At 33.5% G+C, this 17,815-nt stretch carries 16 protein-coding genes; 12 read left to right on the forward strand and 4 right to left on the reverse strand.

From position 1 onward, the window contains the following. The first annotated feature begins 38 nt into the window (after window positions 1-38). From R3L15_RS00520 to gldD, 3 genes are read left to right on the forward strand one after another with little or no spacing between them, the layout of a single operon-like run. Window positions 39-485 (forward strand): single-stranded DNA-binding protein, encoded by a 447-nt coding sequence (locus R3L15_RS00520; protein ID WP_338732586.1) that lies wholly within the window; start codon window positions 39-41, stop codon window positions 483-485. Between the two features lie 36 nt (window positions 486-521). After that, entirely contained in the window at window positions 522-1,829 is a 1,308-nt protein-coding gene (locus tag R3L15_RS00525; RefSeq protein WP_338732587.1) for a gliding motility-associated protein GldE, read from the forward strand. A 3-nt stretch (window positions 1,830-1,832) separates the two neighbouring features. Next, complete coding sequence (gene gldD, locus R3L15_RS00530; RefSeq protein WP_338732589.1) at window positions 1,833-2,414, forward strand: gliding motility lipoprotein GldD; 582 nt, start codon at window positions 1,833-1,835, stop codon at window positions 2,412-2,414. A 51-nt stretch (window positions 2,415-2,465) separates the two neighbouring features. On the opposite strand, the gene R3L15_RS00535 is transcribed toward gldD, so the two are convergent. Beyond that, window positions 2,466-2,981 carry a heavy metal-associated domain-containing protein gene (locus tag R3L15_RS00535; RefSeq protein WP_338732591.1) on the reverse strand — a complete coding sequence of 172 codons (516 nt, stop codon included), beginning with the start codon at window positions 2,979-2,981 and terminating at the stop codon, window positions 2,466-2,468. 89 nt (window positions 2,982-3,070) lie between these two features. On the opposite strand from R3L15_RS00535, the gene R3L15_RS00540 reads away from it, so the two are divergent. Further along, complete coding sequence (locus R3L15_RS00540) at window positions 3,071-3,955, forward strand: EamA family transporter (RefSeq protein ID WP_338732593.1); 885 nt, start codon at window positions 3,071-3,073, stop codon at window positions 3,953-3,955. Between the two features lie 36 nt (window positions 3,956-3,991). Here the strand turns inward: R3L15_RS00540 and R3L15_RS00545 are convergent, their stop codons facing one another. Continuing rightward, on the reverse strand, window positions 3,992-6,055 hold the full coding sequence (locus R3L15_RS00545) for a pitrilysin family protein (RefSeq protein WP_338732594.1): 2,064 nt from the start codon (window positions 6,053-6,055) through the stop codon (window positions 3,992-3,994). A 16-nt stretch (window positions 6,056-6,071) separates the two neighbouring features. Then, the gene (locus R3L15_RS00550; protein ID WP_338732596.1) at window positions 6,072-7,391 is read right to left on the reverse strand and encodes a pitrilysin family protein; all 1,320 of its coding nucleotides are present in this window, start codon (window positions 7,389-7,391) and stop codon (window positions 6,072-6,074) included. Window positions 7,392-7,583: 192 nt separating this feature from the next. Here R3L15_RS00550 and R3L15_RS00555 point away from each other — a divergent pair, with 192 nt between their 5' ends. The 6 genes from R3L15_RS00555 to R3L15_RS00580 all read left to right on the forward strand — a co-directional run bounded on the left by R3L15_RS00555 (window position 7,584) and on the right by R3L15_RS00580 (window position 14,854). Then, window positions 7,584-8,036 (forward strand): DUF4199 domain-containing protein, encoded by a 453-nt coding sequence (locus tag R3L15_RS00555; RefSeq protein ID WP_338732597.1) that lies wholly within the window; start codon window positions 7,584-7,586, stop codon window positions 8,034-8,036. Window positions 8,037-8,122: 86 nt separating this feature from the next. Next, window positions 8,123-8,785 (forward strand): 50S ribosomal protein L21, encoded by a 663-nt coding sequence (gene rplU / locus R3L15_RS00560; protein WP_125466791.1) that lies wholly within the window; start codon window positions 8,123-8,125, stop codon window positions 8,783-8,785. 36 nt (window positions 8,786-8,821) lie between these two features. After that, window positions 8,822-9,082, forward strand: a complete 261-nt coding sequence (gene rpmA, locus R3L15_RS00565) for a 50S ribosomal protein L27 (RefSeq protein WP_125466792.1) — start codon at window positions 8,822-8,824, stop codon at window positions 9,080-9,082. 142 nt (window positions 9,083-9,224) lie between these two features. Next, window positions 9,225-10,796: a tetratricopeptide repeat protein gene (locus R3L15_RS00570; RefSeq protein WP_338732602.1), complete on the forward strand. Its 1,572-nt coding sequence runs from the start codon at window positions 9,225-9,227 to the stop codon at window positions 10,794-10,796. A 157-nt stretch (window positions 10,797-10,953) separates the two neighbouring features. Continuing rightward, complete coding sequence (locus R3L15_RS00575; RefSeq protein ID WP_338732603.1) at window positions 10,954-13,830, forward strand: TonB-dependent receptor; 2,877 nt, start codon at window positions 10,954-10,956, stop codon at window positions 13,828-13,830. Between the two features lie 7 nt (window positions 13,831-13,837). Next, window positions 13,838-14,854: a phytase gene (locus R3L15_RS00580; RefSeq protein WP_338732604.1), complete on the forward strand. Its 1,017-nt coding sequence runs from the start codon at window positions 13,838-13,840 to the stop codon at window positions 14,852-14,854. A gap of 131 nt (window positions 14,855-14,985) precedes the next feature. On the opposite strand, the gene ahcY is transcribed toward R3L15_RS00580, so the two are convergent. After that, window positions 14,986-16,302, reverse strand: coding sequence for an adenosylhomocysteinase (ahcY, locus tag R3L15_RS00585; RefSeq protein WP_338732605.1), 1,317 nt, complete (start codon window positions 16,300-16,302; stop codon window positions 14,986-14,988). Window positions 16,303-16,431: 129 nt separating this feature from the next. Here ahcY and R3L15_RS00590 point away from each other — a divergent pair, with 129 nt between their 5' ends. After that, on the forward strand, window positions 16,432-17,058 hold the full coding sequence (locus R3L15_RS00590) for a 4'-phosphopantetheinyl transferase superfamily protein (RefSeq protein ID WP_338732606.1): 627 nt from the start codon (window positions 16,432-16,434) through the stop codon (window positions 17,056-17,058). Between the two features lie 5 nt (window positions 17,059-17,063). Continuing rightward, window positions 17,064-17,807, forward strand: coding sequence for a geranylgeranylglyceryl/heptaprenylglyceryl phosphate synthase (locus R3L15_RS00595; protein ID WP_338732607.1), 744 nt, complete (start codon window positions 17,064-17,066; stop codon window positions 17,805-17,807). Window positions 17,808-17,815 lie beyond the last annotated feature (8 nt).

Here is a 17,815-nt window from a genome sequence, read left to right on the forward strand (position 1 = left end):
AAAAACGTAATTTTGTTATTTAAAACTAAAATAAAGACATGTCAGGAACACTAAATAAAGTTATGCTTATTGGGCATTTAGGAGACGAAGTTAAAATGCATTACTTTGATGGCGGCGGATGTATTGGACGTTTTCCTTTGGCTACAAACGAAACATACACCAATAAACAAACTAACGAGCGTGTTACAAATACCGAATGGCATAATGTTGTTGTAAGAAACAAAGCAGCAGAAATTTGTGAAAAATACTTAAGTAAAGGCGACCGCATTTATGTAGAAGGTAGAATAAAAACAAGAAAATGGACAGACGATAGCGGTAATGAAAGATATTCTACAGAAATACAATGCACAGATTTCACGTTTTTAACTACAAAGTCTGAAAGCGGTAACAACCAACAACCAAAACAAGCAACACCATCGCCACAAAAGCCTGTTGAGAACAAAGAAACTTCAGGTGATAATGAAGATGATGATTTGCCTTTTTAATAAACCACTAACGTTTGTTTAACCAAAGTTTTACTATTGGATTCAGAACCTCCGAGTTTACTGTTAATGTATATTTTAACAATTGATTACTCAATTGTATTTGGATTTGCCTTGCTTTTTGTGTTGTTACTATGCTCTGCATTAATATCAGGCGCAGAAGTAGCGCTTTTTTCTCTCACAAAGTCAGATGTTGAAAATAGTATTGAAGAAGATGTAGCGGCAATTAAAATCGTTTCAGCATTACTTGAAAGACCCAAAAAATTATTAGCCACCATACTTATAGCCAATAATTTTGTAAACATTGCTATTGTTATATTGTTTGCTTATTTAGGCGAATTCTTATTTAAAAGTTTAACCACAGCTTGGTTAAGGTTTGTAATAGAAGTCGTTGTAGTGACATTTTTTATATTACTATTTGGTGAAATTTTGCCAAAAATTTACGCCAGCCGAAACAATCTAAGATTCGCCACTTTTATGGCTTATCCACTTAAAATTTTAGACACCATTTTTTCACCTTTAAGTTTACCTATGCGAAGTATTACAATAGGAATTCATAAACGTTTGGGTAAACAAAAAACAAATATAAGTGTCGATCAGCTTTCGCAAGCCTTAGAGTTAACAAGCGAAGAAGACACCACAAGTGAGGAGCACAAAATTTTACAAGGTATTGTGTCTTTTGGCAATACCGATACCAAGCAAGTTATGAAGCCTAGGATTGATATTTTTGCACTTAATATCAATCAAAAATATCAAGATGTTATTCCAGAAATTGTGAACAATGGTTATTCCAGAATCCCTGTTTTTGAGGATAATATCGATAATGTAAAAGGGGTTTTATACGTAAAAGATTTGTTGCCGCATATAGACAAAAAACAATTTGATTGGACTACATTACTAAGAGCGCCCTTTTTCGTGCCCGAAAATAAAAAGCTTGACGATTTAATGGTTGAGTTTCAAGAAAAGAAAGTCCACTTAGCCATTGTTGTAGATGAATATGGTGGTACATCAGGTGTTATTTCATTAGAAGATATTATAGAGGAAATTGTTGGCGACATTAGTGATGAGTTTGATGATGAAGACCTCGTGTATTCTAAATTAGATAAGAACAATTATGTTTTTGAAGGAAAAACACCACTAAAAGACTTTTATAAAATTATAAAAATAGACGATAATACTATCTTTGAAGAGAAAAAAGGTGAAGCAGAAACTATAGCAGGTTTTGTGCTTGAAATATCTGGAAGTTTTCCGAAGTTAGGAAGTAAAATAAATTATAAAAATTACGTTTTTACTATAGAGTCTTTAGACAAAAAGCGCCTTAAAAGAATAAAAGTAACCATACCTTAATTTATGAGATTACCTATTTCAATTTTAACTATGTTTATTTTGCTAAGTTGTGGTGAAGATCCCTTGCCAAAACCTAAAGCATATTTAAGATTAGACTATCCAAAGCCAGAGTATAAGACATATAAGTCAAATTATACGCCAATCGTGTTCGATAAAAATGAAGAAGTTTCTAAAGTAAATGTTAGAGAGCTTCAAGGTGAAACAAAAACTGTTGGTGTGGACTTAGTATATAAAAATTTGCAGGGCACTATTTATTTAACCTATAAACATGTTGAAGGTGATAAAGAACGATTAATAACGTTTTTAAAAGATGCTCAAAAATTTACGCAAGAGCACACTAGAAAAGCAGATGAAATTGTTGAGCAGCCTTATTTAAATGCTGAGAGAAAGGTTTACGGTATGTTTTATGAAGTTGGTGGAAATGCCGCTTCGCAATCTCAGTTTTATGTGACAGATAGTTTAAATCACTTTTTAACAGGATCGCTTTATTTTTATACAAAACCAAATTACGATTCTATTTTGCCAGCTGCAAAATACTTAGAGAATGATATTAAGCGTATCATGGAAACAGTAAATTGGCAATAAAAAAAAGCACTCTAAACTAGAGTGCTTTTAATGTAAGTATTGTATTTTTTTCTAAGCTTGCTTTTTATCTGCACAGCATGGTTTTTTACAATCTTTAGCGCAAGCAGTCTCTTTTTTAGCCTCTTCCTTATTAGCACAACAAGCCATTTTGCAATCTGCTTTGCATCCTTTTTTTGTTGAAGCCTCACCAGATCCATCAAGTGTTTTCATGTTTTTTACAGAATACATGTCGCCAGCTTTCTTTACAGTTTCTTCTAAAGAAGTTGTGTTAACTGTTGCTACATCGTACTCAACCATGGCTAATTCTTTATCAAAATCTACTGTTGCAGATTTTACACCATCCATGTTAGCTAATTTTTTCTCGATAGTTTTGGCGCAACCTACAGCACAAGTCATGCCGTCTATATTAAACTCAGCTTTAGCGTAAGTAGCATTTGGGTTTAATTTTTTTGTTTTAGATGTTTCAACTTCTACAGTTTTTACTTCTGGAGTTGTGTTGTTCTCTTTACAAGCAATAGTTAATAATGAAATGGTAACTACAGCAAAAAAATATTTTAAGTGTTTCATCTTTAATGAATTTTATTTCATACAAAATTAAGAAATATTGCCTTTTATTCTATTAAAAGTTAGAGTTTTGTGCTTTTTTAAAACTATCTATGAAAAATATACATCCTAAATGGCTTTTTCTAGTGTCATTATCTCTTATTTGGGGAAGCTCGTTTATATTAATAAAAAAGGCGCTTTTAGGTTTTACACCTTTTCAGTTAGGAGCTTTAAGGTCGGCGCTTACAGGATTGATTTTATTGGTTTTTGGTGCTAAGTATCTAAAGCATATTCCTAAGGAGAAATGGAAATGGATTGCGTTATCGGGTTTTCTAGGGTCTTTTTTTCCGGCGTTTCTGTTTGCGTTTGCACAAACAGAGATAGATAGTTCTATCGCGTCCATTTTAAACTCTTTGGTGCCTTTAAATACGACTTTAATTGGACTTACAATTTTTAAAATTATTTCTACCAAACGCCAAATATTAGGTGTAATGATTGGTTTTTTGGGTACAGCAATATTAATTTTTGAAGGTGCTGATATTAATCCAGATCAGAATTACTTTTATGCCCTTTTTGTGATTACTGCAACGGTTATGTATGCGTTTAATGTAAACATTATTAAACGGTATTTGCAAGATGTTAAACCATTGGCTATTGCTACTGGCAATTATCTTGTTATTTTCTTACCAGCACTATTGGTTTTGATTTTTTCAGGGTTTTTTACGTCAAAAACCATTCATGGAGTTATGTTTATGGAAGCATTGGGATTTGTAGCCATTTTAGCGTTGTTTGGTACAGCCATGGCAAAAGTTATATTTAATAGGTTGGTACAAATATCAACACCAGTATTTGCATCTTCAGCGACATATTTAATGCCAGTTGTTGCCTTGTTATGGGGTGTTTTGGATGGTGAGGGTTTTAGCGTATTACAAGCTTTAGCAACCTTAATTATTTTATTTGGGGTTTATCTTTCTCATAAACGAAAAAAGCCCGAATAAGTTATTCGAGCTTTTTTAAATATTTAAGTTTAAAACTTAGTTGAAGTCTTCTTCTGTAACACCTTCGTTAATAACTACTTCAATTAATTTAGAAGTAATAGGCTGTCCCATTTGGGTACCTTCTTTAACTGAAGGGAAAAGAATACCATCGTAATCTTTATAGTCTTTTAAAACAGCTTCTTGAGTTTGTGTTTGTCCTTGCATAGAAGTGGTTTGAACTTCTTTGACTTTAAGACCTGTTTCTACATCGTAATATAAGGTAACAGATACAACTTCTCCAGAAACATCAACTTTATAAGCGTCTTTCCCATCGATTTTTTCCATTCCAGAAAGCTTAGCTTTGTCTGAGTTTAATAAATCTTTTTCTAAAAATAAGCCTGCCATTATTTTCATGTCATTGGCCATATTTTCAGGAAGTGGTTGTTTCATGCCGCCTCTTTTCATAAAAGTTTCTTTTTGAGTAACAACAACAGTCATCATTGGTGCACCATTCATAGAAACAACTTGAGCCATTTTGTTGTCTACCTTTTTCTCTTCATTTAATAATGTAGATCCCATGGCATTGGCTTCGTATTTTAAAATTAAAGACGATACTTTATTTAATCTTTCTTCGCCGCCAATAGCCTTAATGTAATTGTTTAAAACAGTATTTACATCTACCCCTGATACTTCTTTAGGAGCTTCTGGCTTTTTAGTTGGGTTAGCGTACTTGTCGTAATATTTAATTGGTAAACCAGTTTTTTCAAGGTTTTCTATAATTTCACTGCCTTTACCTACAACAACAACACGTGCATTTTCAGGTTTGAAATATTTATTAGCGACACGTTGTACATCGGCAGTAGTAACAGCATTTATTTTTTGAAGATATGTTGAGTAGAAATCTTCTGGTAAATCGTTTATAATAGTGTTTAAAGAATATCTAGCAATTGTTTGAGGACTTTCTAATGCTAGTACAAAATCACCCATATATTTTGCTTTAGCATTAGCTAATGCTTCTGCAGTTACAGGCTCGTTTTTAATTCGTTTAATCTCTTTTAAAGTCTCTACTACAGCACTATCTGTTACAGCGTTTCTAACTGATGCTCCTGCGCTAAAACGCGCTACATATTTATCGGCACTTAAACTTGATCTGGCGCCGTATGTATAACCATGCTCTTCACGTAAATTCATGTTTAAGTAACTGTTAAAGCCACCACCAAGAATTTTGTTGGCGATTAAAACGGCATGATAATCTGGGTCGTTCATTTTAAGGTCTACTGTGTGCGTTAAAGAAATATTAGACTGCACAGCATTAGGCATATCAACAAAGTCAATTTGTGTTTTACCAACATTGTATTTTGCATCTGGAACGTTATAAGAAATATCGGCGCCTTGTTGCCATTTTCCAAAGTACTTTTCAACTTGCTTTTTTATGTCGTTGAATTTAACATCACCTACAACAACTAAGTAACCGTTTTTAGGGTTAAAGTTTTCTTGGTAAAACTTTTTAACATCTTTTAACGTGGTTTTGTTAAGGGATTCTTCGGTAACAAATTCTCCGTAAGGGTGGTGTGTGCCATAAGCTAAAGCTCTTCCAACACGTCCAGCAACTGTAGAAACGCTATTTTCTCCAGATTTTATATTTTCTATAGCTTTATCTTTTTCTTTGTTAAATTCTTCTTCGTTAAAAACAGGGTTTATAGCAGCATCTGCCATTAACTCTAAAATTCTTTCAGAATATTTAGTTAACGATCTAGCATAACCACCTCTGTAACTAAAGTTCATAGAAGCACCTAAAAAATCAATTTCTTCGTTAAAAGCATCTTTAGAAATGGTTTGAGTGCCATTGCCCATCATACTCCCAAAAAGTTGAGAAACACCTGCAATATCTCCTTCTTTAATAGGTTTGTTATCTATAGTTAAACTATAAGAAACACGAGGGAGTTTATGGTTTTCAACAACAAGGACTTTAAGTCCGTTTTTAAGTTCAAATTCACCAGGAACTTCCAAAGTTATTTTTGGAGATGGTCCAGGTTCAGGTTGTTTAGATCGATCTACTTGAGCGTGAACCCCTATAGATATAAAAAACAATGCGATTAATGGATATATATATCTTTTCATTTTTTGTAATGTCTTTTTATTGGTCATCTTTTTTAGGTAAGTATTCTAGCACTAATCTTTGGTTAGGATTAAGATATTTCTTGGCTACATTACGAATGTCTTCTCTTGTAATGGATCTGTAAATATCTATTTCGTTATTAATTAATGCCGTGTCTCCATATAGCATATAATATCTCGCCAAAGAGTTAGCAATACCTTGAATACTTGAGTTTGAATTTACGAATTGGTTTTCAAACTTATTTTGCAGTTTTTGATAATCTTTTTCTGAGATTAATTCGTTTTGAACCTTAACAATTTCCTCGTCCATTTCGGCCAATAAATCGGTTAAAGGTACGTCGCCTAACGGAAGTCCAAAAAGTGCATAAATGCCATAATCTTCTTGACTAATATTAACGGCTTGTACTTGAAGAGCTTGTTTTTGCTCGTCAACTAATTTCTTATATAATACAGAGCTTTTACCGCTGCTTAAGTATGTTGAAAGCATGTCTAAAGCATACGCATCACGTTCTTTAAAAGAAGGTGTTCTGTAAGCTGCAATAACTGCTGGTATTTGAATGTTTTGATCGTAAGTCTTGGCATTAATTTGCTGAGTAATAGGATCCTCTTTTGGTAGATTTCTAGTAACCTCTTCGCCTCTAGGAATAGTACCAAAATAATCTTGAATCATTTTCTTTACCGAAGGAACATCGATGTCTCCAGCAACAACTAAAACAGCGTTGTTAGGAACGTAAAATTTATTGTTAAACGCTTGAAATTCTTCTAAAGTTGCGGCATCAAGATGGTCCATAGAACCTATTGTAGCCCAACGGTAAGGATGTTTTTTAAAGATGTTTTTCTTTACTTCAGCAAGTAGATTTCCATAAGGTTGGTTATCTACACGTAGTCTTTTTTCTTCTTTTACAACTTCATTTTGTGTATCAACACCTACTTGGTTTATTACGGGATGTAATAATCTTTCCGATTCCATCCATAGTCCTAATTCCACATTATTAGATGGGAAAACTTCGTAATAATATGTTCGGTCGTCTGTAGTGTTAGCATTATTGCTACCGCCATTAGAAGAAACAATATTAAACCACTCGCCTCGTTCAATATTTTCGGTGCCTTCAAATAATAAGTGCTCAAAAAAGTGCGCAAATCCAGTACGTTCAGGATTTTCGTCTTTGGCACCTACGTGGTACATAACAGATGTTGTTACAACGGGAGCAGAATTATCTTGATGTAAAATAACGTGCATGCCGTTATCAAGATCGTATTCTTCATACTTAACTTCTTGTGCTTTTAAGGCTAAATTTGCACAAAGCAAAGAAGATAGAAAAAAGATGCTTTTTTTCATTTCAGATTTTGTTTTTAATTATAATTAATAACTGTTTGTATACAGTTATGTAAAAAAGTTACATAAAAATCAAAAATAAACATTTGTGTTGAGTATATATTGCTAAAAAGTTAAAAAAAAGATATTTAGAGGTAAGAAATGGTATTTTTTTCCGAAATTTAAAGAAAGTAACAACTTAAAATTCTGTATGTTATGAATTCAACAGTTGCAGTTTCGTTTAAATATGGTTTGTTTACAGCTATCATGTTAATAGCTTATTTTTTAATTTTAAAATTGTTTGGGTTGCATTTAAATCCGTGGTTTCGGCTTTTTAATGGTGTTTTAATGGCTGTAGGTATTTACATGGCAATTAAACTCTACAAGTTAATTTCTGGTGCTAGCTTTAATTACGTTAATGGGTTTAAAACAGGTTTGTTAACGGGCTTTTGGGGAACATTTCTATTTGCTGTTTTTATGGCGATTTACATGTTTCATATTGATGTAGAATTTATGAATACCTTGCTTAAAGATTGGTTTCAAGACATGAACAGAGGAGGCGGTATTTTAATTTTTATCATTTTAATTGAAGGGTTAGCCTCTACAGCAGTATTAACCTTAACTTTTATGCAAATTTTTAAAAACAGTACTAAATTAGTTGAAAACTAATAAAACGTTTGTAGTTTAATAATTTAGCAGTATATTTGCACTCATTTTTTGAGTAAAATTATTAACATAAACTTAAACGTTACGCTATGTACGCAATTGTAGAGATAGCAGGGCAGCAATTCAAAGTTGAGAAAGACCAAAAAGTTTTTGTTAACCGTTTACAAACAGAAGAAGGTAAGAAAGTTTCTTTCGATAACGTTCTTTTAATTGGAGATGGTGACAATGTAACTGTTGGCGCCCCAGCTATAGACGGAGCTCAAGTAGGAGCAAAAGTCGTGAAGCACCTTAAGGGTGATAAGGTTATTGTTTTCAAAAAGAAAAGACGTAAAGGCTACCGTGTGAAAAATGGTCACCGTCAAGCGCTTTCTGAAATCGTAATCGAAAACATCGTAGCTTCAGGAGCAAAAAAAGCTGCTCCAGCTAAAAAAGAAACAAAAAAAGCAGCGCCTAAAGCTGAAACTAAAAAGGCAGCACCAAAAAAATCAACCGCTAAAGCAGATGATTTAAAGAAAATTGAAGGTGCTGGACCTAAAGCAGCTGAAGCTTTAGTTAATGCAGGACTAGACACTTTTGCAAAAGTTGCTAAAGCAACACCAGAAGAGTTAAGTACTATTTTAACAGAAGCTAGCTCAAGATTAGCTCATTTAGTAACAGAAACTTGGCCAAAGCAAGCTGGATTAGCTGCTGAAGGTAAGTGGGATGAGTTAAAAGAATTACAAGATAGATTAGACGGCGGAATAGAAAAATAATTCCGTTAATTATTAACAAAATAAAACCTTAAGACAATGGCTCATAAAAAAGGAGTTGGTAGTTCTAAAAACGGTAGAGAATCAGAATCGAAACGCCTTGGTGTTAAGATATTTGGTGGTCAAGCTGCTGTTGCAGGGAACATTATCGTAAGACAAAGAGGTACAGCTCACAATCCAGGTGAGAATGTATACGCAGGAAAAGACCACACTTTACACGCTAAAGTTGATGGTATCGTGAAATTCGAAAAGAAAAGAGATAACAAATCTTATGTTTCAGTAGTACCATTTGAAGCATAAAAGCTATCTTTTATAGAATAAAAAAAGGCGTTTGAATTTAATCAAACGCCTTTTTTTGTTTCATAACATAAGCATGATATAAACAAGATGTTTAAGTAATATGCAGAATGTTACTTTACGAGTTATTATAACATGTAACGTTTTGACTACTATTAAACACTTTATCTTTTTACTTGGGTTTCTTACTTCCTTAACTTTATCCGCTCAAAACAAACAGGTAGGAAAAGCCGTAGACGCCGAACTTATTACCCTTAAAACCGCTTTAAATAAAGCTACTGTTTTACAAGATTCGCAAAAAATTGCGATGGCTTATCTTAAACTTGCAGAATTCTACAATCGCTTACATATAGATAGCGAAGCTACAAAACACTATCAGCATTATTTAGATATTGAAAGTGAGAAAGATACTGGTTTTGTGTATGTGAAAAATGCATTAGGAGCCATAAATCTCGATTTAAAAAAGTTTAAAGACGCTAAGCATTACTTACAGCAAAGTCTATTAGTTTCACAAGAATTAAATTATAGTAAAGGTCAAGCAAAAACACACGCATTATTAGGGAGTGTTTACGAAAAAACTAAAGCGTATAAAAAAGCTTTAAAACATCAAAATATTAGTCTGTCAATATTCAAATCTTTAAACGACAGTACAGGATTGGCTATTACCAACGAAAACTTAGGAAGTGTCTATGAAGACCTTGAAAAATATAATGTTGCTTATAAGTACTTTAAAAAAGCCTTTTCTTATGCCGAAAATGGTCGTTCGGATATAAAAATTAACATTATCAATAATTTAGGTGATATTAATAGAAAAAGCGGACATTATAATAAGGCTTTATCCTACACAGAACAAGCTTTATTGTTGGCGCAAGAAACACAAAACAATTCTCAAATAGAAAGCGCCTTAAAAGACTTGGCTAGAATTTATGCTGGACTAGGAGATTTTGAACAAGCATATCAGTATTTAAGTCACCAAAGTATTGTAAACGAACAAGAGATTGAACGTCATAATGCCGAACTGGTAAGTGCTATGCAAGTGCTTTATGAAGTCAAAGAAAAAGAAGCCGAACTTAAATTACTTAATAAGCAAAATCAAATAAACACTGTTCGTCAATATATTATCTTGGTTTGTGCTGTTGCCTTATTACTAGCATTAAGTGTAGGTTTTTTATACTGGAAGAAAAAACGAAAACACGAACAGCATATTTTAGAGTACAAACAACAATTGTTACAGGCAGATTTAGATAAGAAAACCGTAGAAGAAGCTGCTTTAAAAAGAGAAATAGATATTAAGGTATCTTCTCTGGCTAATTACAGTTTACATATAGCACATAAAAATAAAATGTTATCAGATGTTTCGAGAACGCTTAGTAATCTAAAAGATAGAAATGTGGTGTTAATTAAATCTAAGCTTATAGAAATAACAAAAGACATTAATTCAGATTTATCTAATAATAATGAGTGGACAGAACTGATGAGTTATTTTGGCCAGATACACCCAGACTTTTTTGAAACCCTTAAAAAAGTAGCCTTAAACAAACTCTCATCTTCAGAAATGCGATTATGTATGCTGCTTAGGTTAAACTTGTCATCTAAAGAAATAGCCGAGATTTTAAGAATTACTTCAGATAGTGTTCGAATAGCAAGATATAGACTTCGAAAAAAATTACCTATAAATTCAAAAGACGACCTGCAAGCCTATTTGTTAAATTTATAGTCTATATGTTTTAAACTTTTCCCGTATGTTAATTTAATGTGAATGTTGCTATGTTTTATAGCCAATTTGCGGTGTTGAATTACTTTTTGTTAACAGTTCCTTTAGCTAAAAAAGAAGGTTGAGATATAGCTTTGTTCAAAACAAAAATCAACCTATAATGAAACATTATTTTACTTTTTTATTAATAATATCTGTGACCTTTTTAGGGGTTTCTCAAAACGGAAACTTACAAGGTATTATTACAGATGAAAACGGACTTACTGTTCCAGGAGCAACCGTTGTAATAGAAACATTAAATAAAGGCTCTGTTACCGATTTTAACGGAAAATATACCTTAATAAACGTGCCAGAAGGTAACCAAACAGTTACAGTAAAGTATTTAGGTTATGCAGATGTTAGCCATGAGGTAACTGTAATTGCAGAAGGCACAACAACATTAAACTTTACCTTAAGTGCTGAAAATACAGAGCTTGAAGAGGTGTTAATTACGGGTTACGGTTTAAGTGGCCAATCAAGAGCACTTAACACTCAAAAAAACAAAACTAATATTACCAATATTGTATCTACCGATCAAATTGGGAAATTCCCAGATGCCAATATTGGAGATGCCGTAAAACGTATTCCAGGTATTACCATGCAAGTCGATCAAGGGGAAGCGCGTAATATTATTGTTCGTGGTTTATCGCCACAATTAAACTCGGTAACGTTAAATGGTAGTAGAATTCCTTCTGCCGAAGGCGATAATCGTAATGTGCAAATGGATTTAATTCCATCTGATATGATTCAAACCATAGAGGTTAACAAAGCGGTGACCCCAGATATGGATGGCGATGCTTTAGGAGGTTCGGTAAATTTAATTACAAGAACATCGCCTCAAGGGTTTCGTTTGTCGGCAACCTTAGGATCAGGGCTAAACTTTATCACAGATAAACGTATTTTAAACGGATCATTTTTGGTCGGTAATCGTTCTAAAAACGATAAGTTTGGTTGGATGGTTTCAGCTTCTATAAATGACAACGATTTTGGAAGCGACAATGTAGAAGCCGAATGGACTGATGAATTTGAATACTATACAGGTGTTGATGATACCGAAGGGGACCCAATTATGGAAGAGGTTGATGTAAACCCTTATGCCAATGTATTCGAAATGAGAGAATACTTAGTACAGCGTATTCGTAGAAGTTTCTCGGCTAATTTTGATTATAAATTAGATAAAAATAACACCCTTTACTTTAAGTCTATTTATAACTGGAGAGACGATCGTGAAAATAGATTTAGGTTAGAACATGAAATGTTAGATGGTGAATATATCGAGCTTGGAGACTTTACTGTAGATGGAAACGGAAACTTAACCAGTTTCCCTGTAGAAGCAAAACGCCAAACAAAAGGTGGTATTGATAGTAAACGAAATAAAAATGCCAGATTAGAAGATCAACGTATGCAAAACTATAGTTTAGGTGGTGAGCATTTAATAGGAAACATACAATTAGATTGGATGGGATCGTTTTCAAAAGCTTCAGAAGAACGTTTAAACGAACGTTATTTAGAATACGAAAGTGAATACAGTATTAACTTCAATAACAATGAAGATAAACCCTTATTTACACCTGTAAGTGCTGCTGATGCGAATTATGCCGATTTTGAATTAGGTGAAATCACCGAAGAAAATCAATATACCGAAGAAGAAGACATCAACTTTTTTGTAAACGCGCAAATTCCATTATCCATTATTAAAGAGCAAGATGGATTTTTAAAAGTAGGAGCTAAAACAAGGCTTAAAAACAAAAACCGTGATAACGATTTTACCGAGTATAGCGACGAAACAGGAGCTTTAGAGTTTTTAGGAATGATTCCAACTAGAAATTACTCAGATTCCGATTTTCTTGCCGGAAGTCAATACGCCGTTGGAACCTTTGCTAGTACAGATTACTTAGGTGGTTTAGATTTTAATAATACCAATCGTTTTACAGGCGAAGATTTACCCGACGAGTATGCCACAGCAAACTTTGATGTAAATGAAGATGTATATGCAGGTTACGTCATGATGAATCAAAATTTATCAGACAAGTTTAGCGTACTAGCAGGTGTGCGTTTAGAACATACTGCCATTGAAAGTCAAGGAAATGAACTAGAGTTTAATGAAGATGGTGATGTTTCAGGAATTAAAGAAATAAACGATGAAAGCTCTTATACTAACATTTTGCCAGGTGTTCATTTAAAGTATAATCTATCTGATAATACCATATTACGTTTTGCTTGGACAAACACATTAGCAAGACCTAACTACGAAGATTTAGTGGCTTACAGAGAGCTTAATAGAGAGGATGAAGAAATCTTTTTAGGAAATTCAGAATTAGACCCAACCACATCTATGAACTTCGATATTATGGCAGAGCACTACTTTAAATCGGTAGGTATCATTTCTGGTGGATTATTCTATAAAGACATTAAAGATTTTGTATACACCTTCCAAAGTGAAACTACAGATAATACATTTGGTAATAACACCGAAGGATTTGAGGTTTACCAACCATTAAATGGTGAAGGTGCCAGTATTTTTGGTGCCGAAATTTCGTTACAAAGGCGTTTAGACTTTTTACCAGGATTTGCTAAAAACTTTAGCGTGTACGTAAACTATACATATTTAACTTCTAGTGCAGATGGTATATATAACGAAGATGGTGAAGAACGTACCGATCTTGATTTACCAAACACCTCGCCAAACATGTTTAACGGATCTTTAGGGTATTCAGGTAAAAACTTTAGCTTACGTTTATCAGGAAACTATTCCGATGCTTACATTGATGAAATTGGAGGTAATGCTTTTGAAGACAGATACTACGACGAACAATTTTTCTTAGACTTTAATGCCAACGTAGCCATTAATAAAAACTTAAGCATCTACCTTAATATAAATAATATAACCAATCAGCCATTACGTTACTATCAAGGTGTTAAAAGCAGAACCATGCAAATGGAATATTATGAAAAACGTTTAACCTTTGGCCTGAAATACGATTTATTTAAGAAATAAAAGAAACATGAAAAAAACAATAATTTTAAGTGCCCTTTCGCTAATAATATTGTCTTGCGGAAATAACTTACCAGAAATAACTCCAACGTTAAAAACCAATAAAGTACCACACGATAGCGACGATCCAGCTATTTGGGTAAATAGTAAAAACCCAGAAAAAAGTATCGTTTTTGGTACCGATAAAGACGAGATAAATGGTGGAGTTTATGCTTTTGATTTAGAAGGAAAAATCATTAAAGAGAAAAGCTTAACAGGAATTAGTTATCCAAATAATGTAGATGTTGAATACGGTTTTAAGCTAACCGATTCGACACAAACAGATATTATGATATTTACCGAAAGGGAAAAGCATCAGGTTCGCGTGTATTCAATACCAGATATGACACCGTTAGACAATGGTGGATTTAAAGTATTTACCGATGAAAACAATGTGGAAATGAAACGACCAATGGGAGTTTCCATCTATAAAAACCCAAGAAATGGTGAGGTCTCTTATTTTGTCAGTAGAAAAGAAGGACCAACCCAAGGCTATTTATATCAATATGGGTTAACCTCAGATACAACAGGTGTTCATGCAACGCTTTTAAGAAAGATAGGTGCATTTAGTGGAAAAAAAGAAATTGAAGCCATTGCGGTAGATGATGAATTAGGCTATGTGTATTACTCAGATGAAGGTGTTGGTGTTAGAAAATACTATGCCGATTCTAAAAAAGGCGATGAAGAACTTGCCATGTTTGGAGGTGAGTATTTTAAAGACGATATAGAAGGTATTGCTATAGCAAAGTATAATGATGGAGAAGGTGCTTTAATTGTATCTAATCAACAAGACGGTTCCTTTAATTTGTTTAGCAGAAAAGACAATAGTTACATAAAAACGTTAAACCTAGGAACTCTAGAAACAGATGGTTGCGAGGTAGTAACAAAACCATTAGGCGCAAAATTTCCAAACGGATTATTTGTTTCTATGAACGACGAACAAGACTTTTTCTATCATGCAGTTGACTCATTACAGTTGAGTAAATAAATTGGTAATTTTCTCGTTAAAAGTCCTTTCTATTATGGAAAGGGCTTTTTTATTTTTAAGCTATTACAAAAAACCCCAAACATTTCTGTTTGGGATTTTTATCTAATTATATAATAGTGTAACGGTCTTATTTAGTATCTATAGTGCTCTGGTTTAAAAGGCCCTTCAACTTCTACACCAATATACTTAGCTTGATCTGGTTTTAACTCGGTAAGCTCTACACCAATTTTCTCTAAGTGTAATTTAGCTACTTTTTCATCTAAATGTTTTGGTAGCATATAAACTTCGTTTTCATATTTATCAGAATGATTCCAAAGTTCTATTTGTGCTAACGTTTGGTTTGTAAACGAGTTACTCATTACAAAACTTGGATGGCCAGTTGCGCAACCTAAGTTTACTAAACGACCTTCGGCTAAAACAATAATATCATTACCGTCAATAGTATATTTATCTACTTGTGGCTTGATAGTGTCTTTTGTATTACCATAGTTTTCGTTTAGCCAAGACATTTGTATTTCATTATCAAAATGCCCAATATTACAAACTATAGTTTTGTCTTTCATAGCTTTAAAGTGCTCTGAACGTACAATGTCTTTATTTCCAGTGGTTGTAATCACAACATCAGCGTTACCTACAACAGTTTCTAGCTTTTTCACTTCAAAACCATCCATAGCAGCTTGTAGTGCACAAATTGGGTCAATCTCGGTTACGGTTACAATACTTCCTGCGCCTTTAAAAGAGGCTGCAGTACCTTTACCAACATCGCCATAACCACAAACCACAACGCGCTTTCCGGCTAACATCAAGTCAGTTGCACGACGTATGGCATCTACAGCACTTTCACGACAACCGTATTTGTTGTCAAATTTAGATTTAGTTACCGAGTCGTTTACATTAATAGCTGGCATAGGTAATGTGCCATTTTCCATGCGCTCGTATAAACGGTGAACGCCTGTTGTAGTTTCTTCAGAAAGTCCTTTAATGGCAGTAGCTAACTCTGGATATTGGTCTAAAACCATATTCGTTAAATCACCACCGTCATCTAAAATCATGTTTAAAGGTTGTCTGTCTTCGCCAAAGAATAAGGTTTGTTCAATACACCAATCAAATTCTTCTTCGGTCATGCCTTTCCATGCATATACTGGAATACCAGCGGCAGCAATAGCTGCAGCAGCATGGTCTTGTGTTGAGAATATATTGCAAGAGCTCCAAGTTACTTCGGCGCCAAGAGCAACTAAAGTTTCAATTAATACTGCTGTTTGAATAGTCATATGTAAACAACCAGCTATTCTAGCACCTTTTAAAGGTTGTTGTGCGCCATATTCTTCACGAAGGCTCATTAAACCTGGCATTTCTGCTTCGGCTAGTTCAATTTCTTTTCTTCCCCAATCGGCCAAAGAAATGTCTTTTACCTTATATGGTACGTAAGGAATCGTTTTTGTACTCATAGTTTTCTTTAATTTTTTTATTGTATAACAACTTTGGCAATCGTCTTTAAATAGTTAAATTCGCTTAACAAAATTGTTTAAACTTCTTTCAAGAAGTGCAAAGGTAATCAATAACTTTCATAATTTTAAATGCCACTATATAAAACACTTACTCCAAATGCACAAACAACTGTTAAAATTTGGAAGATTACCGAATCTTATGATGAGTTAATAGCTCCAATTACTTTAAAGCCTCAAAACATGCAACGTGTTTTAGGTATGAAAAGTGAATTGCACCAACGCGGGTTTTTAAGTGTGAGACATTTATTAGCAGAGTTTGGGTATACCGATGACGATTTGTTTTACGATGAAAACGGGAAACCACATTTAAAAGATGGAAAACATATTTCTATAACACATTCTTTTACGTTTTCAGGAGTGGTTGTTAGTGAAGATGTGGTGGGAATAGATATCGAAAAACAGCGGGATAAAATAGGTGTGATTGCCCATAAGTTTATGGGCTACGAGTTTGAGTATTTAAACAAACGAGATGTAGATTATATAAATAAACTTACCGTGGTTTGGTGTATTAAAGAGTCGTTGTACAAATTGTTTGCTACACCAGGATTAAGCTTTTTAAAACATACGTTAGTTATTCCGTTTACTATAGAAGAAGCTTCCACGGTTTCTTGGATAGATTATAATAACAAAAAACACCGTTATCAAGCCGAATTTTTAGAGTTTGAAGGTTTTACTTGCGCTTATGTTATGCCTTAATTATAATGAAAACACTTTATAAAGACATATTACAAGCAATGCTAGAAGATGAAAAACTTTTAGCTGTTTTAATAGATCCTGACAAAATGAAATTGGACCATGTAGAGCTGTTTGTTAAAAAAGTAAATATCTCTCTGGCAACGCATATTTTTGTTGGCGGTAGCACAGTTGAAGCCAATGCGACGGATGTTTTAGTAACTAAAATAAAGCAGTTTACTACATTGCCTGTTATATTATTTCCAGGAGATGTCACGCAAATAACCAATAAAGCAGATGGGTTGTTGTTTTTAAGTTTATTATCTGGAAGAAATCCAGAATATTTAATCGATAAGCAAATAGCTTCGGTTTCTAAATTACGAAAGTCAACACTAGAAATTATTCCAACAGGCTACATTTTAATAGAAAATGGTAAGCAAACAGCTGTTCAACGCGTAACAGCTACAAAGCCATTGCCAAGAAATGATATCCAAAAAATTATAGATACAGCCAAAGCTGGAGAATATATGGGGAAGCAACTTATATATTTAGAAGCAGGAAGTGGCGCCATTCAACCTATTTCCGAAGATATTATCTCAAAGGTAAAGCAAGAATTAAGCATACCATTAATTGTTGGTGGTGGTATTAAAACCAAAAAACAACTACAATTGGCTTACGATTCTGGAGCAGATTTAGTGGTTATAGGAACTGCTTTTGAAGACGATGAATCGTTTTTTAACGATTTAAAAAGAAACGCAATAGCCACAACGTAAAAATATAT

The sequence above is a fragment of the Mangrovimonas cancribranchiae genome (assembly GCF_037126245.1).
GTDB lineage: Bacteria > Bacteroidota > Bacteroidia > Flavobacteriales > Flavobacteriaceae > Mangrovimonas > Mangrovimonas cancribranchiae.